At 40.3% G+C, this 23,492-nt stretch carries 17 protein-coding genes; 14 read left to right on the top strand and 3 right to left on the bottom strand.

Translation table 11 applies throughout. From position 1 onward, the window contains the following. The first annotated feature begins 2 nt into the window (after window positions 1-2). Complete coding sequence (gene pntB / locus HMPREF0027_RS06075) at window positions 3-1,451, top strand: Re/Si-specific NAD(P)(+) transhydrogenase subunit beta (RefSeq protein WP_044024324.1); 1,449 nt, start codon at window positions 3-5, stop codon at window positions 1,449-1,451. Window positions 1,452-1,567: 116 nt separating this feature from the next. Here pntB and dcd read toward each other — a convergent pair whose 3' ends face one another. Together dcd and udk are read right to left on the bottom strand one after the other, a co-directional pair. Beyond that, the gene (dcd, locus tag HMPREF0027_RS06070) at window positions 1,568-2,152 is read right to left on the bottom strand and encodes a dCTP deaminase (protein WP_005623067.1); all 585 of its coding nucleotides are present in this window, start codon (window positions 2,150-2,152) and stop codon (window positions 1,568-1,570) included. A gap of 11 nt (window positions 2,153-2,163) precedes the next feature. Next, window positions 2,164-2,820, bottom strand: a complete 657-nt coding sequence (udk, locus tag HMPREF0027_RS06065; protein ID WP_005623065.1) for a uridine kinase — start codon at window positions 2,818-2,820, stop codon at window positions 2,164-2,166. A gap of 116 nt (window positions 2,821-2,936) precedes the next feature. Here udk and HMPREF0027_RS06060 point away from each other — a divergent pair, with 116 nt between their 5' ends. Continuing rightward, on the top strand, window positions 2,937-3,572 hold the full coding sequence (locus HMPREF0027_RS06060) for a LysE/ArgO family amino acid transporter (RefSeq protein WP_005623062.1): 636 nt from the start codon (window positions 2,937-2,939) through the stop codon (window positions 3,570-3,572). An 81-nt stretch (window positions 3,573-3,653) separates the two neighbouring features. On the opposite strand, the gene HMPREF0027_RS06055 is transcribed toward HMPREF0027_RS06060, so the two are convergent. Beyond that, a complete protein-coding gene (locus HMPREF0027_RS06055) occupies window positions 3,654-4,337 on the bottom strand; it encodes a 2,3-diphosphoglycerate-dependent phosphoglycerate mutase (RefSeq protein ID WP_005623059.1) in 684 nt (227 codons plus the stop codon). A gap of 184 nt (window positions 4,338-4,521) precedes the next feature. On the opposite strand from HMPREF0027_RS06055, the gene envC reads away from it, so the two are divergent. The 12 genes from envC to gyrB all read left to right on the top strand — a co-directional run bounded on the left by envC (window position 4,522) and on the right by gyrB (window position 23,407). Next, on the top strand, window positions 4,522-5,724 hold the full coding sequence (gene envC / locus HMPREF0027_RS06050; protein ID WP_005623055.1) for a murein hydrolase activator EnvC: 1,203 nt from the start codon (window positions 4,522-4,524) through the stop codon (window positions 5,722-5,724). After that, window positions 5,724-6,572: a divergent polysaccharide deacetylase family protein gene (locus tag HMPREF0027_RS06045; protein WP_005623052.1), complete on the top strand. Its 849-nt coding sequence runs from the start codon at window positions 5,724-5,726 to the stop codon at window positions 6,570-6,572. Before envC ends, HMPREF0027_RS06045 begins: the two co-directional genes overlap by 1 nt. A 20-nt stretch (window positions 6,573-6,592) precedes the next feature. After that, window positions 6,593-8,422, top strand: coding sequence for an autotransporter assembly complex protein TamA (gene tamA, locus HMPREF0027_RS06040; RefSeq protein WP_005623048.1), 1,830 nt, complete (start codon window positions 6,593-6,595; stop codon window positions 8,420-8,422). 55 nt (window positions 8,423-8,477) lie between these two features. Next, complete coding sequence (tamB, locus tag HMPREF0027_RS06035) at window positions 8,478-12,440, top strand: autotransporter assembly complex protein TamB (protein WP_005623045.1); 3,963 nt, start codon at window positions 8,478-8,480, stop codon at window positions 12,438-12,440. A gap of 159 nt (window positions 12,441-12,599) precedes the next feature. Then, a complete protein-coding gene (gene cydD / locus HMPREF0027_RS06030) occupies window positions 12,600-14,342 on the top strand; it encodes a heme ABC transporter permease/ATP-binding protein CydD (RefSeq protein ID WP_005623042.1) in 1,743 nt (580 codons plus the stop codon). Between the two features lie 10 nt (window positions 14,343-14,352). Then, complete coding sequence (gene cydC / locus HMPREF0027_RS06025; protein WP_005623039.1) at window positions 14,353-16,017, top strand: heme ABC transporter ATP-binding protein/permease CydC; 1,665 nt, start codon at window positions 14,353-14,355, stop codon at window positions 16,015-16,017. 8 nt (window positions 16,018-16,025) lie between these two features. Further along, window positions 16,026-16,835, top strand: coding sequence for a glycosyltransferase family 8 protein (locus tag HMPREF0027_RS06020; protein ID WP_005623035.1), 810 nt, complete (start codon window positions 16,026-16,028; stop codon window positions 16,833-16,835). A 137-nt stretch (window positions 16,836-16,972) separates the two neighbouring features. Then, complete coding sequence (gene hflD / locus HMPREF0027_RS06015; protein WP_005623032.1) at window positions 16,973-17,605, top strand: high frequency lysogenization protein HflD; 633 nt, start codon at window positions 16,973-16,975, stop codon at window positions 17,603-17,605. A gap of 52 nt (window positions 17,606-17,657) precedes the next feature. Continuing rightward, complete coding sequence (purB, locus tag HMPREF0027_RS06010) at window positions 17,658-19,025, top strand: adenylosuccinate lyase (protein WP_005623029.1); 1,368 nt, start codon at window positions 17,658-17,660, stop codon at window positions 19,023-19,025. Window positions 19,026-19,092: 67 nt separating this feature from the next. Next, window positions 19,093-19,854: a DeoR/GlpR family transcriptional regulator gene (locus HMPREF0027_RS06005; RefSeq protein WP_005623026.1), complete on the top strand. Its 762-nt coding sequence runs from the start codon at window positions 19,093-19,095 to the stop codon at window positions 19,852-19,854. Further along, window positions 19,854-20,735, top strand: coding sequence for a 4-hydroxybenzoate octaprenyltransferase (ubiA, locus tag HMPREF0027_RS06000; RefSeq protein ID WP_005623022.1), 882 nt, complete (start codon window positions 19,854-19,856; stop codon window positions 20,733-20,735). Before HMPREF0027_RS06005 ends, ubiA begins: the two co-directional genes overlap by 1 nt. A gap of 239 nt (window positions 20,736-20,974) precedes the next feature. Beyond that, a complete protein-coding gene (gyrB, locus tag HMPREF0027_RS05995; protein ID WP_005623019.1) occupies window positions 20,975-23,407 on the top strand; it encodes a DNA topoisomerase (ATP-hydrolyzing) subunit B in 2,433 nt (810 codons plus the stop codon). Window positions 23,408-23,492 lie beyond the last annotated feature (85 nt).

Raw genomic sequence — 23,492 nt, 5'->3', positions numbered from 1 at the left:
TCATGTCTTTTGGATTTGTAACAGCTGCATATATTATTGCTGCGATTCTCTTTATTATGAGTTTAGCAGGACTTTCTAAACACGAAACGGCAAAAGCAGGTTGTTGGTACGGTATTGCCGGTATGGCGATTGCGTTAGTCGCAACTATCTTCGGTCCACAATCACACGGCACGCTTTGGATCTTAATCGCAATGGCAATCGGTGGCTTTATCGGTGTCAAAAAAGCGTTAAAAGTTGAAATGACGGAAATGCCGGAGTTAGTGGCGATTCTGCATAGCTTTGTAGGTTTAGCTGCGGTATTAGTTGGTTTTAACAGCTACGGTTTACACGTAGATGCGATTCCGCCGGCAAATTTAGATGAAATTGCATTAGCGGCATTCCACGCAGAACAAGCAATACTAGCTAACATTCATAACGTTGAAGTGTTCCTTGGTATCTTTATCGGTGCGGTGACTTTCTCTGGTTCATTAGTAGCATTCGGTAAATTAAGCGGCAAACTATTCGGTCGTAAAGTGTCTTCGGCGGCATTAAATATCCCGCACAAACACAAATGGAACTTAGCGGCATTAATCGTTTCTGCGTTATTAATGGTGGTATTCCTAAATAATCCGCACAATATTTTCCCTGTGTTGATTATGACGGTAATCGCATTAGTATTCGGTTGGCACTTAGTATCATCTATCGGTGGTGCGGATATGCCGGTAGTGGTTTCAATGCTGAACTCGTATTCAGGTTGGGCAGCAGCGGCAGCCGGTTTTATGTTAAGCAATGACTTACTCATTGTAACCGGTGCGTTAGTCGGTTCATCAGGTGCGATTCTGTCTTACATCATGTGTAAAGCAATGAACCGTTCATTTATCAGTGTGATTGCAGGTGGCTTCGGTACAGAAGTTAAAGCAAGCTCAGGTGATGAAGAACAAGGCGAACACCGTGAAACAACAGCAGAAGAAGTGGCAGAAATGCTGAAAAATGCAAGTTCTGTGATCATCACACCGGGATACGGTATGGCAGTGGCACAAGCACAATATCCGGTTGCGGAAATTACCGCGAAATTACGTGAGAAAGGTGTGAATGTACGCTTTGGTATTCACCCTGTTGCGGGTCGTTTACCGGGTCATATGAACGTATTACTTGCAGAAGCGAAAGTACCTTACGATGTCGTGCTTGAAATGGATGAAATCAATGATGATTTCGAAGAAACCGATGTTGTATTGGTTATCGGTGCAAATGACACGGTAAACCCAGCGGCATTAGATGATCCGTCAAGCCCAATCGCAGGTATGCCGGTATTAGAAGTGTGGAAAGCACAAAACGTTATCGTATTCAAACGTTCAATGGCGGTTGGTTACGCAGGCGTTCAAAACCCTCTTTTCTTTAAAGAAAATACCCAAATGTTATTCGGTGATGCGAAAGAGCGTGTGGATGACATTTTGAGAGCATTAAATAGCTAATCTAGCGATAATAAAAAAAGAGATCTTCGGATCTCTTTTTTATGCTTGATAAGTTTACAAACGGTTAAATTTCGTTAATCTTTTGCAAAAATTGGAGATTTTGACCGCTTATCGCATTAATCGTCTTGATTGATACGGCTACAAACCGCACTTTGTTGATTTTTATATTTTGCGTCTTTACGGGTATTATAAGGTTTTGCCGCATGGTCGCTTAACACTTCGAAACTTAATGCACCGATTGCCATATTAGGGCGTAAAGCAAGCGGCAATTTACCAGCATTGAAAAATTCTAATACGATTTTGCCGTGCCAACCCGGATCGATTCGGTGGGCGGTTACGTGTACCATCAAGCCTAAGCGAGCTAAAGAAGAGCGCCCGTCTAGCCAGCCTACAATATTATCCGGTAAGGTAACCGACTCTAATGTCGTCGCAAGTGCGAGTTCGCTAGGGTGCAGGAAAAACGCATCACCATCAGCGATAATAATTTCATCGCTCATCACTTTATTCAGTTGGGCGGTGACTTGTTCACGAGGGCCGCTTAAATCAATATAAGGCGTTGCGTGTTCACGAAATACACGGAATGAATTACCTAAGCGAACATCAACAGTCGCCCCTGAGATTTTATCATTTGATGGACGAGGCTCAATCGCAATTTTGCCTTCATCTAAATAACGTTCTATATCTGTGTCACATAAACGCATAGTTGTTTATCCTATTTTTTTACCGCCAATAATTGTTTAATTTGCGCTTTTAAGATATTGATCGCAATACGGTTTTTACCGCCTTTCGGTACGATAATATCAGCATACTGTTTTGACGGCTCAATAAATTGTAAGAACATTGGACGCACAGTTTTACGATATTGGGTAATTACCGATTCCATTGAACGCCCACGTTCCACCAAATCACGCTGTAAACGGCGAATAAAACAAATATCTAACGGCGCATCCACGAAAATAGAAACGTTGATTTCGTTACGAATCTCTTCGTCGGTTAACAGCAAAATACCTTCTAAAATAATAATTTTTTTCGGCGCAAAGTGTTTAGTTGTCGTTTTACGGTTATGTTCTGCGTAGTCGTATTCCGGAATTTCAATCGCTTGACCTTGTTTGAGCTGACGTAAGTGTTCTACCAGTAAATGGTGATCTATGGAGTTAGGATGGTCATAGTTAGTTTTGATACGCTCATCCATGGTTAAATGCGTTTGGTCTTTATAATACGCATCTTCAGAAATTATACCGATGTCATCCGAACCTAATTCTTCTTTTAATTCTTTATAGATAGTTGATGCAATAAGGCTTTTTCCGGAAGCGGAAGCGCCGGCAATTGCAATGACAATGCAAGCTTGGTTTTCAATTGTTTCAGACATAATCGGTTCCTAAATACTATTCGTTAAGAAAGGGACAAAAAATTCGGGAGATTATACCGCATTTTTGTAAAAATTTGCGTATAATTGACTGCATATTGACTTAATTTGAGGGAAAAATGGAAATTTTTATTCAGGGATTCATTGTTTGTTTCGGATTGATCGTGTCAATCGGTGCACAAAACGCTTTTCTACTTAAACAAGGAATCTTAAAGCAACACGTTTTTTGGGTAGCATCACTTTGCTTTTTAGGTGATGTATTTTTAATGACATTAGGTGTGTTAGGGCTAGGTTCTATTGTGGCGAATTTGCCTACTTTAAGCTTAGTCATTTCATTACTCGGGGCATTTTTTCTATTTACCTATGGTAGTCGTTCGTTTATTAGTATTTTTAAGAGTAGTGAAGCCTTAACAGCCAGTAATGAAAATGCGACAAGTTTGAAAAAAGCTTTAATGATTACTTTTGCGATTACCTTTTTAAATCCACACGTTTATATTGATACGGTGGTGATTTTAGGTGGAATCGGTGGAAATGTGGACTTTATCGGTAAAATGGAGTTTCTTGCCGGAGCGCTAAGCTGTTCTTTTTTATGGTTTTTCGGCGTGGGTTATGGCGCAGGTTTTCTTTCACCTTATTTTGAAAAGCGTAGGACATGGCAAATCTTGGATTTTATTACTGGTGTGACTATGTATGTGGTTGCGATAAGTTTGGTACTATACGCTTTCCAGTTAGCTAAGCAAATCTTTGCTTGGTAAGCGGTTAAATTTACAGAAGTTTTTGAAAAAAAGAAACGCTCGGGATTTCCCGAGCGTTTTTGTTTTGAGTAACAAACTAAATTATAAGTAGAATTTTTCTACGAAATTTAATTTGTCATCTAATTTTAATACTAACGGTTGACCGGTAGGGATTTCGAAATCCATGATCTCTTCATCAGAAATACCGATGATATGTTTTGCTAGTGCACGAAGAGAGTTACCGTGTGCAGTTACAAGTACACGCTTACCAGATAATAATGCTGGTGCAATTTGATCTTCCCAGAATGGTAAAACACGTTCTAAAGTGATTTTGAGGTTTTCTGCATTTGGAATCACATCTTTTGGTAAGTGAGCATAACGACGGTCGTTATGTGCAGAATTTGGATCTGCTGCATCTAAATCCGGTGGAGAAATGTCGTAAGAACGGCGCCAAATGTGAACTTGTTCGTCACCGTATTGTTCAGCGGTTGCTTTTTTGTCTAAACCTTGTAACGCACCGTAGTGACGCTCGTTTAAACGCCAGTTTTTAACTTGTGGAATCCATAATTGATTAGACTCTTCTAATACGATGTTACAAGTTTTGATTGCACGAGTTAAAACAGAAGTGAAAGCGATATCGAACTCATAACCAGCTGCTTTTAATTTTTGACCTGCAGCTTTTGCTTCTTCAATACCACGTTCTGTTAAGTTAACATCACGCCAACCTGTAAATAAGTTTTTAGCATTCCACTCACTGAAACCGTGGCGAATAAATACTAATTCCATAAAGACTCCTATGTTTTTAAGTTGATTTGAAAACGCGGTATTTATAGCAAAAATCGGCTTACTTTGAAATAGTTAGATGATTTCTTTTTACAAAAGGCACAGAAAAGCTGATTTTACTCAAATATTTTATTAGAATAAGCCATTTTGTAATTGACAATTGTTTCTTGAATATAGGTATATTTTTGTGAAAGCGCTCCGACCTCTTTATTTAACGCTAACCTTTTTGGGCGTTGCCTCTTTTTCTTTTCCGTCTGTGATGGCTACGGAATTGTCAAATATTCAGCAAAAAATTAAGCAGCAACAAAGCAAAATTAATGAACAGCGCCAAAAGCGTAATACACTTCAGTCCACATTAAAAACACAAGAAGTTGAAATGGGAAAAGTGCTTGATAAATTGAAGGAAACACAGATGTCTTTAACTGAAACACGTCAAGCAATTAAAAGAACAGAACAAGAAATTCAACGTTTAGAAAAACAAGAAAAAGAGCAAAAAGAGAAATTAAAAGAACAACTAGATTCGGCTTATCGTTCAGGGATTCATCCTTCAGTATTGGAACATTTAATGTCGGAGAATGCAAAAAATGCAGGTCGTATGACGGCTTATTATGAACATATTAATCGGGTGCGTATTGATGCAATTAATGAATTAAGACGTATCCAAAAGGAATTAAAAGATCGTCGTGATGAGCTAAGAGATCAACAAAAAGGGCAACAGACACAATTAACAGAACAAAAGAAACAAGAAAAAGATTTAAAGAAAGTTCAGAATGAACGTGAAAAAACTTTACTCTCAATCAATAAAACTTTAGAAAAAGATGAAAGTCGTTTAGAAGCATTAAAAAGTAATGAATCGGCATTACGTAATAAATTAGCTAAGGCTGCAGCAGAGTCGGAACGACAAGAAAAACAAGAAATTGCTAAATTAGAACAGAAAAAAAATAATGAAGAGAAGCGTAAGGCGACCGAGCAAGAAAAACAACAAGTTAGAGCCGGTAGCGGTTTAGGTGCACCGAACAAACAATTTAATATGCCGGTGGCGGGTAAAGTGGTGAATAGTTTTGGTTCTCGTCAAATGGGCGAAGTCACTTGGCATGGTGTAGTAATTGCAGCAAGCGCAGGCTCACCGGTACGAGCAATTGCCGGTGGGCGAGTAATTTTGGCGGACTGGCTACAAGGTTATGGGCAAGTTGTGGTGGTGGATCATGGTAATGGTGATATGTCGTTATACGGATATAACCAATCTGTTTCCGTTCGTAAAGGCAGCCGTGTCTCAGCCGGTCAGCAGATTGCGAGTGTTGGTAATTCGGGCGGACAAAATCGCTCAGCGCTGTATTTTGAAATTCGTCGCAAGGGAAATCCGAAAAATCCAATGGGTTGGGTGAAATAATGTGGAATTTATTTGGAAATAAGCGGTCTATTTTAGCGATTTTTTTGCAAAGTTTACTGCTAATTACACCGCTTGCCCATGCAGGAAAATTAGCGATTGTGATTGATGATATCGGTTATCGAATGAAAAAAGATAACGCGATTTATGCATTGCCGAAAGAAGTGAGTGTTGCTATTATTCCTGTTGCGCCTTACGCAACAGCGCGTGCAAAGAAAGCTTATGAGCAAAAACGAGATGTGCTGATTCATTTACCGATGCAGCCGAAGAATAAGCAGCAACCGATAGAGTCGGGCGCATTGATGATTGGGGCTAGTGAGGTGAAAGTTGCTCAGCTTATACAGGCAGCACGTAATCAAGTACCTTATGCAATCGGGCTGAATAACCATATGGGCAGTGGAGCAACGGCAGATAGAACCACGATGAGTCATTTGATGAAAGTGATGGCGCAGCAACAGTTGTTCTTTCTAGACAGTAAAACCGGTCCGAGTGTGGCGGCTAAAGTGGCAAGGGAATACGGGGTAAAAGCATTAGAACGAAATTTATTTTTAGATGACAGTGATGCGCTAAGTGATGTTCAGCGCCAATTTAATGCCGCAATTGAATATGCTCGTAAGCACGGTAGTGCGATTTTAATTGGACACCCAAGAAAGAATAGCGTTGCTGTTCTTGAGCAAGGAATTGCTAATTTACCTCAAGATATTCAACTTGTGAGCATGGGAAGCTTGTGGCGAAATGAAACGGTAGTACCAGAAAGAACATTAATTATGGTATTTGATAATCCTCCGGCACCGACTTCAATTGCGCCGTTTAATGCGGTTCCTTTGTTAAGAGGCATTCCGAAAGATTAAATGTTTAGGATAATAACGAAGTGAATTTTAAATTAGGTCTATTAACGACAAGCTGTTTGCTTGCTTTTACTCAATTTACTTTAGCAGAAACGACTGAGCCGCAAGTTTCTGAGGCTGATTCACCTGAAGAACAGTCTGCTGAGTATGCGGAGGCTTCGGAAAAAGAGGAAGCGTTAGTTGATCTTGAAGTAAAAGGTATTGAGAAAAAAGATAAAGATGCTTGGGCGAATGTGAAGGTATACCTCGGGCAAATTGCAAAGGAGTATGCGGATGGTTCCGAGCGACATCAATATCTGGTGCAAACTGCTGTTGATAAGGCCTTGAGAGCAAAAGGTTATTACAATACGCAATATCAATTTGTTCAAACGCCTCGTGCAGGTAAAAAACCTTTACTTACGTTAAATGTTGAACTTGATAGTCAAAAAGTAAAAATTGACGAAACGGATATTCGGATTATTGGCGAAGCAGGTAAAGATGAAGACTTTACGAAATTAGTTGAATCCGTACCGAAAAAAAACACGAATTTAGACCATGAACAATATGATGGCTTTAAAAGTAATATTGAAAGCTTAGCGTTTAAGAAAGGGTATTTTGACGGGCATTGGTTGTATCATCGTTTAGAAATTTATCCGAAAGAACATTCGGCGGATTGGCGTTTAGGTTATGACAGTGGTATTCGTTATCGTTATGGCGAAATTACGTTTACCTATAATCAAATTAAAGAAGAATATTTGCGTAATATCTTAAAAGTGAAGTCCGGTGAGCCTTATTATGCCAATGATCTTTCACAAATGACTTCGGATTACTCTTCAAGCGATTGGTTTACCTCGGTATTGGTTGAGCCTCATTTAAATGAAAAAGAGAAAGTAGTTGATTTAAATGTGCTATTTCAGCCTAAAAAGAAAAATGACGTGGAAGTCGGTATTGGTTTCGCAACCGATGTGGGGCCTCGTTTTCAGTTAAACTGGAAAAAGCCGTGGATTAATAGCCGTGGACACAGTATTGAATCTCGTACCTATATTTCCGCGCCGGAGCAACGTTTTGAATTCGGTTATAATATTCCGTTAAGAGAAGATCCGCTCCATTATTATTATCAGTTCTCAGGCGCATTAGAAAACGAAGATCAAAATGATACAAAGTCAACCGCTGCAACATTAGGCTTTCAGCGCTTTTGGACACATGAAACCGGCTGGTCTTTTTCTGCTGGAGTAAAAGCGCGTTACGACTCATTTACACAAGCGAATGAGTCTCATCGTACCCTGTTAGTTTATCCGACCACTTCATTAAACCGTACTCGTTCGGATGGTAATCGTTTCCCACTTTGGGGCGATAGCCAAAAATTGACAGTTAACTGGGGAGCGAAAGCATTAGCCTCCGATGTAAATTTCTATAGTTGGAAGGCATCGAGCGCTTGGGTAAGAACTTATTTTGATCATCACCGTTTCTTCTTACGTGGTGAAGTCGGTTATATTCATTCAAAGGACTTCACTCGCATTCCTCCGGCATTACGTTATTTTGCCGGTGGTGATATGAGTATACGTGGATTTGGTTATAAGGATATTTCACCGAGAGATCCTAAAAACGGTAAGTTGCTCGGTGCATCCCACCTTGCTACCGCAACGGTTGAATATCAATACCAAGTTTATCTGGATTGGTGGGCTGCGCTATTTTATGATACGGGCTTAGCATCGAATAAATTTAAAGCAAAAGATCTGCATTCCGGTGCGGGGATTGGTGTACGTTGGGCTTCGCCAATCGGTGCAATCAAATTTGATTTAGCTACACCGGTAAGAGCACCAAATAATGACAAAGGTGTACAATTTTATATTGGTTTAGGTTCAGAATTATAATGATTTAAGCGGATAAATTTATCCGCTTTATTTGTATTGGATAAATGGGATTGCCATGAGTGAACAGCATAAGCAACAAATAGAAAGTGTTCAATCGGAACAACAAACACAAACAACCATTAAAAAGCGCAAATGGCATTGGTTTCATTATGTCGGTTGTGGTTTGTTATACCTAATTTTAATTTCTATTGTGTTTTTAATGACGGGAAAAGGGCAACGAACCGCTTTTGAACTGGCAGATAAATTTCTCGAACCATTAACTATTGGCAGTGTGACAGGCAGCCTGCAAGACGGATTAACTTTATCCGATACTAAATTTGTAATGGATGGCGTGGATGTTTCTGTCGGACAAGCGGATTTACATATTGGCTTTAGTTGTTTATTGGATCGAGAAACCTGTATCGAAAATCTCGCATTAAAGGATACAACCGCTGTGGTGGATACTGCCAAATTACCCCCTTCTCAATCGGATAAGCAAAGCGAGCCTTTTACCGAATTGAATTTACCGTTAGGCATATCGGCTAAAAAGATTGCTTTAGACAATATCCAAGTTAAAGTCGATGAGATGGATATTGCCTTAACGCATTTCCATTCAGGCATTTCAGGTAAAGGTAGAGCGGTGAATTTAGCACCGACAGAATTGGACGGCTTAACTCTTTCACTTGCACCGGCAAGTGCGGAACAAGCTGTCGAAAAAGCACAAGAAATTGCAAAAAAATCAGCAAAACAGACCGCTTCTACCATTAACTGGACGAAAATTAAAGAGAAGTTAGCGCAGCCGTTATTGACTAAACAAGCACCGATTAAATTGCCTTTAGATGCGGCAATTCCACAATTGGAAGCCAAAAATATTCGCATTGAGCAGAAAGTTAAAGATAAAGATGGAAAATTTATTACACCTCAATCTATTGTGAAGGTGGAATCGCTTTTATTACAAGCCAAGGCGGATCAACAATCGGTCGAATTATCGCAATTATCATTGAAAAGTGATCGAGGCAATGTCAATGGCAGTGGCTTGTTAACACTCGCAGAAAATTATCCGCTTCAGTGGTCAGTAAATGCAAAATCACCTTTATTGGCGGATCTAAAAATTCCGGCGAGTCAACTAAAAGCAGAGCTAAAAGGTGAATTATTCGGTAAAACCTCGCTGGATATTCAAACAAGCGGTGCAGTGAAAGCAAATTTAAAGGGTGAAGTTCAGCTTGCCGAGCCGAAAACACCATTGAATCTGCATTTAACCAGTGATGCGATTTCTTATCCATTTATACCGGAAAAGGGTCAAGAACCGCTGAAATTAGAGCAAATTGATCTATCGCTTCGCGGTGATTTACTCAATTATCTGTTAGATACGCAAGTGAGTGCGGCAGGGATGGGCATTCCGGCGAGTCGTGCGCATTTAAAAGGACAGGGTGAACTGACCCAATTTAATATTGAGCAACTTGCGCTCAATGCTTTAGAAGGGAAAGCAAATCTAAACGGGAATGTAAATTGGGAAAACGGTGTTGCATGGGATGCGAAAACTGAGCTGAATACGCTTAATACCAAATCACTTGCACCGGAATGGGCGGCAGTGCTTTCCGGTGGTTTGCAATCGAAAGGCTATGTGGGGCGAGGTGAAAACGGTTCAGATTGGCATGTTGAAGTTGCGAATTTAGATCTAAACGGTTCGCTGTTGCAAAAAAATTTACAACTTAAAGGTGAGATTAAATCAAATAATCACACCTTATTAGATGTGCCTTCCGCAACGCTGATTTATGGCGAAAATAATATTGCGCTTAAGGGGATCTTTAGTGATAAATCGGATTTCTCTGCGCAAATTAATGCACCGAATTTAACCGGTTTATTACCTAAATTGGCGGCAAATATTCAAGGAAATGTGAAGTTGACCGGCAAAGTCGCTGAACCTAACTTAGATCTGGATTTAACCGCTAAAAGCCTAAGTTATGATCAGCTCAATCTGCAAAACTTAATCGCAAAAGGTAAGGTAACCACGGAAAAAACAATTCAAGGTAATGTGGATATCAGCCTAGCACAGTTAGCTTATGGTGATGTTAAAGTGGAAAATGCGAGCCTTGTGGCAAGTGGCAGTGAGGCTAATCATAGTTTAAAACTGACCGCGAAAGGCAATCCTATCGGTGCTAATTTGCAACTTTCTGGAAAATTTGACCGCTTGCAACAAGTTTGGCGAGGTCAATTAAGCCAAGTTGCGATTGATAGCAAAGAGTTCGGGTCATTTAAAACTAACCAAGCAGTGAATATCAGTTACGATAACAAGCAAATTAATGCGAATGTTTCTGCTCATTGTTGGCACAATCCTAACGTTAATTTGTGTTTCCCACAGGCATTTAATGCTGGACAAGAAGGCAAAGTGCCATTTGAAATTAAGCAATTTGATTTAGCAGCAGTTCAGCAGTTTTTAGATAAAAATACGCAATTATCAGGTATTGTAAACGCAAAGGGTGATGCTGCTTGGTTTAAAAACAAACAACCACAAGTGAATGTTGAGCTTGATTCAAAAGCATTAAAATTGGTGCAAAAATTAGAGGGTGGTAACAGTTTTCCATCAATGTTAGCACCGGTTAGCGTGAATGCGACTTTAGCGGATAATAATTTAAAGCTGAAAACTGATATTAAGGTAGAAAATAACGGTCGCCTTAGTACGGATTTAGTGATGAATGATGTGGCGAATGCTCGTAAGTTATCTGGTAATATTCAAATTGATCAATTGACGCTTAAGTTGATCAAACCGTTATTAAGTGGTGGTGAGGCGGTTGACGGTAATATCAATGCACGCCTTACAGTAGGTGGCGCAGTAACAGCCCCATTATTACACGGAACTTTAAATCTTACCGAATTGCGTGCTAAAGCGACAGCTATGCCGTTTGATGTTACCGGTGGTCAGTTAGCGCTGAATTTCCATGGCGCAACCTCAACGCTTACCGGCCGTGTGGAAACTACGGAAAGCGAATTGCGTTTGGACGGTGATGCCGATTGGCGCCGTTTAGATGCGTGGAAAACCAGAGTACATGCACAAGCGAACCGCTTCCGAGTGAATGTGCCGAATATGGCAAAAGTAGAATTTAGTCCGAATATTGAAGTTACAGCAACGCCGATAGAACTCATTTTAGGCGGTAATATTGATATTCCTTGGGCTCGAATTGCGGTTGAATCATTGCCGGAAAGTGCGGTGAGTGTGAGCAGTGATGAAGTGATTATGGACGGTTCTGTAAAACAAAAAGTGCCGTTAGCTCAACGCCAAATTCCACAAAAGACTGCAAGCGGTATGGCGATTAAGTCAAATATTAATATCAACATCGGTAATGATGTGAGTATTAATGCTTATGGTTTGAAAAGCCATATCAATGGCACAATTGCAGTACGTCAGGGTAAACAGGGATTAGGCTTATACGGGCAAGTAAACTTGAAAAACGGTCGCTATGCTTCGTTTGGACAGGATCTACTGATTCGTAAAGGGGTGATCAGCTTTGCTGGATTGCCGTCACAGCCTACGCTAAACATTGAAGCGATTCGTAACCCTGAAGCGATGGAAGACCCAAGTATTACCGCAGGGGTAAAAGTAATTGGTTTAGCCGATAGCCCTGAAGTCAAAGTGTTTTCCGAACCGTCTATGTCGCAGAATGAAACGCTTTCATACGTGCTAACCGGACGATCGCTCGACAATAGTGGCGATACCGGCTCGAGTAACTCTATGGCAGCGGCATTAATCGGTATGAGTTTATCGAAAAGTAGTAAAACGGTTGGCGCAGTAGGCAGCACCTTTGGTCTGAATGATTTAAATGTGACAACTGCCGGTATTGGCGATAACACGAAAGTAGAAGTGAGTGCGAGTTTAACCCCTAAATTTAAAGTGAAATATGGGGTAGGTATTTTTGCAGCACTTACCGAATTAACCCTACGCTATAATTTAGCGCCAAGACTTTATTTACAATGGGTATCAAGTGTAAATCAAGCGGTGGATTTGATGTATCGTTTTGAATTTGATGAAATGTTTGAATAATTTTCATCAAAACTTGTAAGCAAGTGGTCTATTTTGTGAATTTTTTTGCAAAATAGACCGCTTATTTTTTCTATAAATTCTGCCCAATAGTGGCGGATAACGTGCTAAAATTCAATTTAATTCAAAGTGTTATCTAAATTAAACAGAAATTGAACAAACATGGAAAAACAACGACAAAAACAGTTGCAAAAATGGCTTAGAGGGCAGCAAAAAATCATTAAAAAATGGATGTACTTGAATGTCTTGCTCGGTAGTCTAAGCGCCGTATTAATGATCGGACAAATGGCATTATTGGCAAAGATGCTACATAAAATGATTATTGAGCATCAAAGCCCACAAACCTTCTTATTTGAGCTTGGCTTATTACTTGCCTGTTTTAGCGGACGTGCATTGCTAATTTGGTTGCGTGAGCGCACAGGCTTTAAGGTAGGGCAGACATTGCGTTTACATTTACGTAAACAGATTATGGCGAAACTCGCTGAAATCGGGCCGATGAGTATGCAACAAAAGCCTGCGGGAAGTTGGGCGACATTAATGTTAGAACAAGTGGAGAATTTACATAATTTCTACGCGCGTTATCTGCCGCAGCAATTTTTATCGTTGTTAGTGCCGATGATTATTCTCTGTTTTGTGTTCCCAATTAACTGGGCGGCAGGGGCTATTTTATTTGCAACCTTACCGTTGTTACCGGTCTTTATGGCGTTAGCCGGCATTAAAGCGGTGGAAGCGAACCAACGCAATATTAGTGTGCTTTCTCGTATCAGCGGTCAGTTTTTAGATAAGCTAAGAGGCCTAGAAACGATTCGTTTATTTGGTCAAACGGAAAAGCAAACCGAACAAATTTATCAAAGTACCGAAGAGTTTCGTTTAAGTACGATGGACGTACTGAAAATGGCGTTTCTTTCCTCGGCAGTATTGGAATTTTTTACCGCCATTTCTATTGCAGTGATGGCGGTTTATTTCGGTTTTATCTATTTAGGTGAATTAGATTTCGGTTATTACGGAACGGGTGTAAGCCTGTTTATCGGTTTCTTTTGTTTAATGTTAGCGCCGGAATTTTATCAACCGCTGCGTGAGTTAGGCGTGTTTTATCATGATAAAGCAGCAGCAATCGGTGCGGCAGATGGCATAGAATCTTTTTTAAATCAACAAGTAACGCAAGTACAAACCGATTTGCAAAAAGATTTGCCAAATCGACCGCTTGAAATCGTTGCAAAAGATTGTGTCATTCTTTCGCCACAAGGCAAAGCGTTAACCAAACCGTTAAACTTTACTCTTGCTGCTCGCCAACATATCGCTTTAGTCGGACAAAGCGGTGCAGGCAAGACTTCGTTGATGAATATGTTATTAGGTTTCTTACCTTATCAAGGTTCGGTTACGGTAAATGGCGTGGAATTGCGTGAGCTCAATTTAGTGCAATATCGCCAAAAACTCGCATGGGTAGGGCAGAATCCGCAGCTGATTAAAGGATCGCTGAAAGAAAATATTTTATTGGGTAATCCGAATGCAACGGAAGCACAACTCGAACAAGCGTTAGCTTTATCAAAAGCGGATGAATTTGTGTACCGCTTAGGTTTAGACAGCCAAGTACAAGATGCAAATGCCGGGATTTCTGGCGGACAAGCGCAACGTATTGCAATTGCGCGTGCATTATTGCGAGAGTATAAATTGCTTCTGTTAGATGAGCCGACTGCGAGTTTAGATATGCAATCTGAGCAACAAGTATTGAACGCATTACAGCATTTGAGCAAAACACAAACCACCTTGATGATCACGCACAGTATTGAAGATCTCAAACAATGTGATGAAATTTGGGTGATGAAACAAGGTGAAATTGTGCAAAAAGGTTGCTTTGAAGCGGTCGAAAAAGAAGGTTATTTTGCAGAATTACAACAACACTAATGGGTGATACATGAAATCAATTTTTCCTTTTCTTTCTCTTTATCGTACCCATTGGGGGCATTTGCTACTAGGTATTGTGTTAGCAATTACCAGTTTAACCGCTAGCATTGGTTTATTAAGTTTATCCGGTTGGTTTTTATCGGCATCTTTTTTAGCTGGTTCGGCAATCGTGTTTAATTTCTTTTATCCGTCATCAGGGGTAAGAGGCTTAGCAATTGGGCGTACCATTTCTCGTTATTTTGAACGTTTAGTCACCCATGATGCTACGTTCCGTGTATTGGCGAATTTACGTGTTACCGTATTCCGTAAATTGATTCCGCTGAGCCCGAGCGGTTTAAATCGCTTTAGAAACAGCGAGTTACTCAATCGCTTAGTGGCGGATGTTGATACTTTGGATACGCTATATTTAAATCTGATTTCCCCATTTATCAGTGCTATTATGCTGATTGCATTTATGGGCATCGGTTTATCTTTTGTTTCACCATTGCTTGCGCTCATTATTTGTGGCGCATTAACCGCTTTATTAATGATTTTCCCAGCCTTGTTTTACCGTTTAGGGCGAAAATCCGGCGCAAAAGTGATTCAAGCTAGAGCAAACTATCGCAGTCAATTTATTGAATGGATCCAAATGCACGCCGAGTTTTTATTATTCGGTGTAGTCGCTCAAGCAAGTAATAAACTGAATCAAACGGAAAAAGAGTGGCTCAATGCACAAAGTAAAGAAAGCCAGTTAACCGGTTTATCCAATGCTTTATTGACTTTTGCGAACGGTATATTGGTTTGTGTGGTGATTTACTTAGCTTCCACCGCAATTAATGTTCCTTCTGCCGATTATCCCGAAGCGTTAATTGCGCTTGTGGTATTTTGTGTGATGGCATCGGCAGAGATTTTAATGCCGATTGGCTTGGCATTTTTACATTTAGGGCAAGTGATTACCGCAGCGGAACGCTTAAATGAAATTACCGAGCAGCAACCATTGGTGAATTTCGGCAATAAAAACGATTGGCAAAAAACGGATCAAAATCGACCGCTTGTTAAATTCGACTCGGTGACCTTCGCTTATCCAAATCGTGTTGAGCCGGTGTTGCAGAATATCTCATTTGAGATCTTTGCCGGACAAAAAGTGGCGATTTTAGGTAAAACCGGTAGTGGTAAGAGTACGATTTTCCAACTGATTAATCGCAACTATGGCCCGACAAGCGGTCAAATTTGGCTAAATTCTTGCAATATTGCCGATTATACAGAATCAAGCTTACGCCAGCATATTGTGATACTCAGTCAGCGAGTCCATATTTTTAACAGCAGCTTACGTGATAACTTGTTACTTGGTAATGATCAAGCAACAGATCCTCAATTAGCTAATGTGTTGGATCAAGTTGGATTAAGCTATTTATTAGATGAACAGGGGTTGGATTTATGGCTAGGTGAGGGCGGGCGTCCGCTTTCCGGTGGTGAACAACGCCGTTTAGGCTTAGCACGTTTATTAGTAAGCCAAGCAGAAATTGTGTTATTAGACGAACCGACCGAAGGACTGGATCGAGAAACCGAACAACAAATTTTGGCGCTTATTTTCACTCATTGCCAAAATCGAACGTTATTGATGATTACACACCGCCTACATGGCTTAGATAAATTTGATACGCGCTATCATATTGATAACGGGCGCTTCATTTAAGGTGAAATATGAATATTGTACTTGCAACGGATAGCAATTATTTAGTACATGCGGAGGTGACGATAAAATCACTGGTTGCCCATCACCAGAATATGAATATTTTTGTGTTGCATGCGGATCAGGTCTCGCATACTTGGGTAGAGCAATTAAATCAAATTGTGGGAGCGAGAGGAATTAAAGTCACACTGGCAAATGTTTCGGCAGAGATGTTACAAGCGTTTAAAGGCAATGACTATATTTCAAACAGTACCTATCTATGTTACTACATAGAACGCCTCTTTCCTTATGGAAACGGAAATAAGTGGTTATATTTGGATTCGGATACAATTGTTAACGGCTATTTAGGGGAGCCGTTTGAAATGGAAGCATTTTCGCAAAATATGCTGCTAGCTATACGAGATCCTTATGTGATGAACCTTGCAAGCCACCCATTTATGCAAGGTGATTATTTTAATGCAGGGGTTCTGTATATCAATGCAGAGCATTGGAAGGGAATGGAAGCTAAATTAATTGCTTTTACTCTCGAGCATCAATCGGCACTACGTTTTGGTGATCAAGATGTTTTAAATGCAGTAGTTGGTAAGCAATGGCAAGCGCTCCCTATGGCATATAATTACCAATGTATGCATATGTATAACCCCGCAATTGCTTATGGCGAGCCATTGGTTTACCATTTTACCGGTGAAATAAAACCATGGCATGATGTACCGCAACTGTATTACCGTTCGATATATTGGCATTATTTTCAGCTTGATTGGCGTGAAGTAATGGCTCAACCGATCGGCTATTTTAAGGCGGAATTTGTGAAAATTACCTAGTATTTTTAGCAAAAGGAAATCTTAGCGAGATTTCCTTTTTTGTTTTCAGCAAGATAAATTGTGCTTTGCCATTCAAAACAGATGTAAAAAATGTTATATTGAGAACCAATTTTGGTTGGTTTAAATAATTGTCTATTATGTCTACAAATTATCACGATATTACGCTCGCTTTCGCCGGTGTTTGCCAAGCGGTTAGCTTAGTTCAACAATTTGCCCACCGAGGCAGTGCGGATCGCGATGTTTTTAGCCATTCAATTAAAAGCCTACTCGTCACTCAGCCAGAATCCACATTAGCGGTATTTGGCGATCAACTTAGCCACTTAAAAACCGGTTTGGAAACAGTTCAAGCGCAAATGGGTAGTCCAAACGGTAAATTGGATACCGAAATTGGTCGTTATTGGATTAACGTCCTCGCCTTAAGTCAAAAGCTAAATAAAAATCCTGAAGCCAAAGCAAAATTGGCAGAGCGTTTACAGCAAATTGAACGTCAATTACCGCTCTATGAAAATGATATTATGGCGGATCAAATGATTGCGAATTTAGCGGCGATTTACAGCGATGTGATTAGTCCGCTCGGTTCAAAAATCCACGTATTAGGTTTACAACACTACCTAGTGCGCCCTGATATTCAGCAAAAAATCAGAGCAAGTTTATTAGCCGGTATTCGTGCCGGTATCTTATGGCAACAAGTAGGCGGAACTCGCTGGCAATTTTTATTTTTCCGTAGAAAGATTCTTAATCAAGCACAACAGTTTTACAAAAGTATTTAAATAAGTCCTCCGTAATGGAGAACCTGTTCCGAACATTTATTTGGAGAAAACAATGGAACTTACCGCTTTAACAGCATTATCCCCAATCGATGGTCGTTACCAAGACAAAGCTGCCGCATTACGTCCGATTTTTAGTGAATTCGGTTTACTAAAATTCCGTGTGACGGTAGAGGTTCGTTGGTTACAAAAATTGGCTTCTCAGGCACAAATCAAAGAAGTTCCAGCTTTTTCTGAAAAAGCAAACGATTACTTAAATCAGATCGTCGCAAATTTCTCAATTGAAGATGCAAACCGTATCAAAATGATTGAACGTACCACTAACCACGACGTAAAATCGGTGGAATATTTCTTAAAAGAAAAATGTGAAGCGTTACCTGAATTACAAGCAGTAAATGAATTTATTCATTTTGCTTGTACCTCGGAAGATATTAACAATACTTCACATGCATTAATGCTAAAAACGGCACGTGAAGAAGTATTATTGCCGGAATGGAAAAAAGTGATTGATGCGGTAGTAGAACTTGCAAAACGTTATCAACATATTCCGTTACTTTCTCGTACGCACGGTCAGCCGGCAAGCCCGACAACCATTGGTAAAGAGATGGCAAACGTGGCATATCGTCTCAAACGCCAATACAAACAACTCGAAAATTTAGAAATTCTTGCGAAAATCAATGGTGCGGTAGGTAACTATAATGCGCATTTATCGGCTTATCCTGATGTGGATTGGCATACGTTCAGCCAAGAGTTTGTAGAATCGCTAGGCGTAACTTGGAACCCGTACACCACGCAAATTGAACCGCATGATTACATTGCGGAATTCTTTGATTGTGTGGCACGTTTTAATACGATCGTGATTGATTTTGACCGTGATATGTGGGGCTATATTGCGTTAAATCACTTCAAACAACGCACGATTGCCGGTGAAATCGGTTCATCAACTATGCCGCACAAAGTTAACCCGATTGACTTTGAAAACTCGGAAGGTAACCTTGGCTTAGCGAATGCGGTGATGAATCATTTAGGTCAAAAATTACCGATTTCTCGTTGGCAGCGTGACTTAACCGACTCAACTGTATTGCGTAACTTAGGTGTCGGTTTAGGTTACTGTTTAATTGCTTATGCGGCAACCTTAAAAGGCGTAAGTAAGTTAGAAGTTAACGAGCAGCATTTACGTGATGAGTTAAATCAAAACTGGGAAGTATTAGCAGAGCCGATTCAAACCGTAATGCGCCGTTATGGTATCGAAAAACCATACGAGAAACTCAAGGAATTAACTCGTGGTAAGCGTGTAGATGGAGTCGCAATGCGTGAGTTTATTGAGAAACTTGAGATTCCGGCAGAAGAAAAAGCCCGCTTAAAAGAAATGACACCGGCAAGCTACATCGGTTATGCGGTAGAACTTGTTGAGAAATTGTAAAATCTGAGTTGAAAATGACCGCTTGTGAGCGGTCATTTTTTTTAAAACTTTGCGGAGGAATAAGCAAATGAAACAATCTATTCGCCACAATAAAATTATTGAACTGGTTAATCAGTTAGGGTATGTCAGTACAGAAGAATTAGTTGCTCAGTTAAATGTCAGTTCCCAGACGATTCGCCGTGACTTAAATGAATTATCCGAAAAGAATTTGATTCGCCGCCATCACGGTGGTGCAGGTATGCCGTCTAATAGTGAAAATAGCAATTATAGCGAACGTAAGCAGTTTTTCTCAGAACAAAAAAATGAAATTGCACGTCACGTAGCGGCAATGATCCCGAATGGTACTTCGTTGTTTTTAGATATCGGCACTACTTCTGAGGCGGTAGCCTATGCATTGTTATCTCACCAAAATTTACGTATTGTGACCAATAATTTGAATGCGGCACATATTTTAATGCAGAAGGAAGATTTTCACATTACGGTAGCCGGCGGTAATTTACGGACTGATGGCGGTTTAATTGGTGAAGCAACCGTGAATTTTATTAGCCAATTCCGTTTAGATTTCGGCATTTTGGGCATTAGTGCGATTGATAGTGATGGTTCAATGCTCGATTATGATTATCATGAAGTACAAGTGAAGCGAGCATTAATGCAGAGTTCGCGCCAAGTAATTTTGGTAACCGATCATTCAAAATTCAGCCGCAGTGCAATTGTTCGCCTAGGCGATATTGCTGAAATAAATTATTTGTTTACAGATTTGCCGTTACCGCTAGAATTACAACAACGATTAGTCTCAACCAAAGTGGCAGTACAAATCTGCGGTAATTAATGACAATTTTTTTTCAACAACATTTTTCTCGGAATAAATGGCTGGCATATGCGCAATTAATGCGTTTTGATAAGCCAATCGGTACTTTACTTTTACTTCACCCGACATTATGGGCGCTATTTGCTGCAGCCGGCGGTGTTCCACCCTTGTCTGTGCTAGTGATTTTTGTATTAGGCGTAATCGTTATGCGAGCGGCAGGCTGTGTGATTAATGATTATGCCGATCGTCATATTGACGGTGAAGTAAAACGTACTTCTCAGCGCCCGCTTGCTACCGGACGGGTGACGACCATGGAAGCAAAAATACTGTTTGGGTTATTACTGTGTATCGCATTCGTTTTGGATTTATTGCTTAACCGATATACTTTTTTATTGTCGTTTGTTGCGGTAGCGTTAGCGATTATTTATCCGTTTATGAAACGCTTTACTCATTTGCCGCAAGTGGTGCTGGGAATGGCGTTCGGTTGGGCAATTCCGATGGCGTATGGCGCGGTAAGTGAATCGTTGCCATTGGAATGTTGGCTGTTATTTTTTGCCAATATTTTCTGGACAGTCGCTTACGATACGCAATATGCAATGGTTGATCGTGATGATGATCTGCGTATCGGAGTAAAGTCCACGGCAATTTTATTTGCGCAATATGACAATAAAATCATTGCCTTATTGCAATTTATTGCGTTAGTGCTGTTAGTTGTTTTTGGCTGGATAAGTGAATATCACTGGGGCTATTTTGTCGTACTTGGCTTGAGTGCTTGTTTGTTTAGTTATCAATGTTGGCTGACCAAGCAGCGAGTCAGAGAACAATGCTTTAAAGCATTTTTGAATAATCACTATTTTGGTTTAGGCGTATTTTTAGCGATTTTAGTCGGGATTTATGCCTAATGTAGTAGCTTATACAAGCGGTTAAATTTTCGGATCTTTTTACCAGAAAATTTAGCCGCTTTTATATTCATCAAGCGAATCTTTTCTTTCGCTAGGTTTACAAAATTTTCCCGTTTTTTAACCGCTTGTTTTCAATACTTTTCCGCATTTTTCTGCTATAATCTCCACAATTTTTTGGCTTTAAATTTTTTGATGAGAAATAGAGCCTTTTTCCATTTGATAAAGTATAGGAATAACGAATGTCTGAACAAAATCAAACAAATAGTTATGATTCTTCGAGCATTAAAGTCTTACGTGGCTTAGATGCGGTACGTAAACGTCCGGGTATGTATATCGGTGATACCGATGATGGTACAGGTTTACACCATATGGTGTTTGAGGTTGTAGATAATGCGATCGATGAAGCGTTAGCAGGACACTGTAAAGATATTATTGTAACCATTCATTCAGATAATTCGGTTTCTGTACAAGATGACGGCCGTGGTATTCCGGTTGGTATTCACCCGGAAGAAGGTGTATCTGCAGCGGAAGTGATTATGACGGTATTGCATGCCGGCGGTAAATTTGACGATAACTCATATAAAGTATCGGGTGGTTTACACGGTGTGGGCGTATCGGTGGTAAATGCGCTTTCATCAAAATTACAGCTAACCATTCGCCGTGAAGGTCATGTTTACGAGCAATTTTATAGCTTAGGTGAGCCGGATGCGCCATTAACAATCATTGGCGATACCGACAAAACCGGTACGATGGTGCGTTTTTGGCCAAGCTTAGATATCTTCAAAAATAAAACCGAATTCGAATATAAAATTCTGTCAAAACGTTTACGTGAGCTTTCTTTCTTAAACTCAGGCGTGTCGATCCGTTTAGTGGATGAGCGTGATGGCAAAGAAGAACACTTCAAATATGAAGGCGGTATTAAAGCGTACGTTGAGTATTTAAACGAAGGTAAAACCCATATTCATAACACGCCGTTCTATCTTTCAACCGAGAAAGATGGCATCGGTGTTGAAGTGTCATTACAGTGGAACGACAGCTATAACGAAAATGTTTACTGCTTTACTAACAATATTCCGCAACGTGATGGCGGTACGCACTTAGCCGGTTTCCGTGGTGCATTAACCCGTGCGTTAAAAAACTATATGGATAACAGCGGTGTGGTGAAGAAAGCGGATGCGAACATTGATGCGTCAGGTGACGATGCTCGTGAAGGCTTAGTGGCGGTAATTTCGGTAAAAGTACCGGATCCGAAATTCTCATCACAAACGAAAGATAAATTAGTTTCATCGGAAGTGCGTGGCGCGGTTGAAAGTTCAATGAACGAAGCGTTAGCGGAGTACTTAGCGGAAAATCCGGACGATGCGAAAAATATCGTAACCAAAATCATTGATGCGGCGCGTGCGCGTGAAGCAGCGCGTAAAGCGCGTGAAATGACACGTCGTAAAGGCGCGTTGGATTTAGGCGGTTTACTGGGTAAATTAGCGGACTGCCAAGAAAAAGACCCAGCGTTATCAGAACTTTACTTAGTGGAGGGTGACTCTGCGGGTGGCTCGGCAAAACAAGGTCGTGATCGTAAAAACCAAGCGATTCTGCCGTTAAAAGGTAAAATCTTAAACGTTGAAAAAGCACGTTTCGACAAAATGCTTTCTTCACAAGAAGTCGCAACCTTGATTACGGCGTTAGGTACAGGTATTGGTCGTGATGATTACAATATTGAGAAATTACGTTATCACAAAATCATTATCATGACCGATGCGGACGTGGATGGTGCGCATATTCGCACATTGCTATTAACCTTCTTCTACCGTCAAATGCCGGAATTAATTGAGAACGGTTATATTTATATCGCTCAGCCGCCACTTTATAAAGTGAAGAAAGGCAAACAAGAGCGTTATATTCAAGATAATGATGAAATGTCGCAATATGAGATTGATATTGCGTTGGAAGGCGCAGGTTTATTTGTGATCGAAGGTGCGCCAGCATTAAGCGGTGTGGCACTTGAAAGCCTCATTTCACAATATAATGGCGTGCAAAAATTATTTGATCGCTTAAGCCGCCGTTATCCGGTTGCGTTATTAAACGAATTGATTTATAGCCCGGCGCTTTCGGCTGAATTTGCAAAAGATCAGGCAAAAGTGACCGCTTGGAATAAGCAGTTTGTGGCGAAGTTAATGGAAAAAGAAACCGGTGGTAGTTTCTACCGTAGTGAAGTGTTCTTCAATACCGAGCGTCAAGTGTATGAGCCGGAAATTGTGGTAACGACTCACGGTATGGATACGACTTATCGTCTTGATTTTAACTTTATCAGCAGTAACGAATACGCAAAAATTACCGCGTTAGGCAACCAGTTAAATGACTTATTATCACCAAGTGCTTATGTAATGCGTGGCGAACGCCGTCAAGAAGTGAGCAGCTTTGCTGAAGCATTAGATTGGTTAGTACGTGAATCACGTAAAGGTTTAACTATTCAACGCTATAAAGGATTAGGTGAAATGAATCCGGAACAATTATGGGAAACCACAATGGATCCGGTGGCACGTAAGATGTTACAAGTAAATATCACCGATGCGATTGCAGCAGACAAATTGTTTAGCACCTTAATGGGCGATGAAGTCGAACCTCGTCGTGACTTTATCGAAAGCAATGCGTTATATGCACAGTTAGATATTTAATCTAAACTAAATAAAAACCCCCAAAGTGTTTTGCTTTGGGGGTTATTTTTGCAAATTGTACGTAAAAAAAGGGCATAGTAGACAA

Source organism: Actinobacillus ureae ATCC 25976, from assembly GCF_000188255.1.
Classification (GTDB): domain Bacteria; phylum Pseudomonadota; class Gammaproteobacteria; order Enterobacterales; family Pasteurellaceae; genus Actinobacillus; species Actinobacillus ureae.
Note: the sequence above shows the minus strand (reverse complement) of the source record. Positions and strands in the feature narration are given on the sequence as shown.

What these genes read in the sequence shown, in the direction of transcription:
- HMPREF0027_RS06060 (WP_005623062.1), top strand. Translation starts at nt 2,937, where the DNA reads ATGGAAATTTTTATTCAGGGATTCATTGTTTGTTTCGGATTGATCGTG.
- pntB (WP_044024324.1), top strand. Translation starts at nt 3, where the DNA reads ATGTCTTTTGGATTTGTAACAGCTGCATATATTATTGCTGCGATTCTC.
- HMPREF0027_RS06020 (WP_005623035.1), top strand. Translation starts at nt 16,026, where the DNA reads ATGAATATTGTACTTGCAACGGATAGCAATTATTTAGTACATGCGGAG.
- gyrB (WP_005623019.1), top strand. Translation starts at nt 20,975, where the DNA reads ATGTCTGAACAAAATCAAACAAATAGTTATGATTCTTCGAGCATTAAA.
- hflD (WP_005623032.1), top strand. Translation starts at nt 16,973, where the DNA reads ATGTCTACAAATTATCACGATATTACGCTCGCTTTCGCCGGTGTTTGC.
- dcd (WP_005623067.1), bottom strand. Translation starts at nt 2,152, where the DNA reads ATGCGTTTATGTGACACAGATATAGAACGTTATTTAGATGAAGGCAAA.
- tamB (WP_005623045.1), top strand. Translation starts at nt 8,478, where the DNA reads ATGAGTGAACAGCATAAGCAACAAATAGAAAGTGTTCAATCGGAACAA.
- HMPREF0027_RS06005 (WP_005623026.1), top strand. Translation starts at nt 19,093, where the DNA reads ATGAAACAATCTATTCGCCACAATAAAATTATTGAACTGGTTAATCAG.
- udk (WP_005623065.1), bottom strand. Translation starts at nt 2,820, where the DNA reads ATGTCTGAAACAATTGAAAACCAAGCTTGCATTGTCATTGCAATTGCC.
- HMPREF0027_RS06055 (WP_005623059.1), bottom strand. Translation starts at nt 4,337, where the DNA reads ATGGAATTAGTATTTATTCGCCACGGTTTCAGTGAGTGGAATGCTAAA.
- cydC (WP_005623039.1), top strand. Translation starts at nt 14,353, where the DNA reads ATGAAATCAATTTTTCCTTTTCTTTCTCTTTATCGTACCCATTGGGGG.
- ubiA (WP_005623022.1), top strand. Translation starts at nt 19,854, where the DNA reads ATGACAATTTTTTTTCAACAACATTTTTCTCGGAATAAATGGCTGGCA.
- HMPREF0027_RS06045 (WP_005623052.1), top strand. Translation starts at nt 5,724, where the DNA reads ATGTGGAATTTATTTGGAAATAAGCGGTCTATTTTAGCGATTTTTTTG.
- purB (WP_005623029.1), top strand. Translation starts at nt 17,658, where the DNA reads ATGGAACTTACCGCTTTAACAGCATTATCCCCAATCGATGGTCGTTAC.
- cydD (WP_005623042.1), top strand. Translation starts at nt 12,600, where the DNA reads ATGGAAAAACAACGACAAAAACAGTTGCAAAAATGGCTTAGAGGGCAG.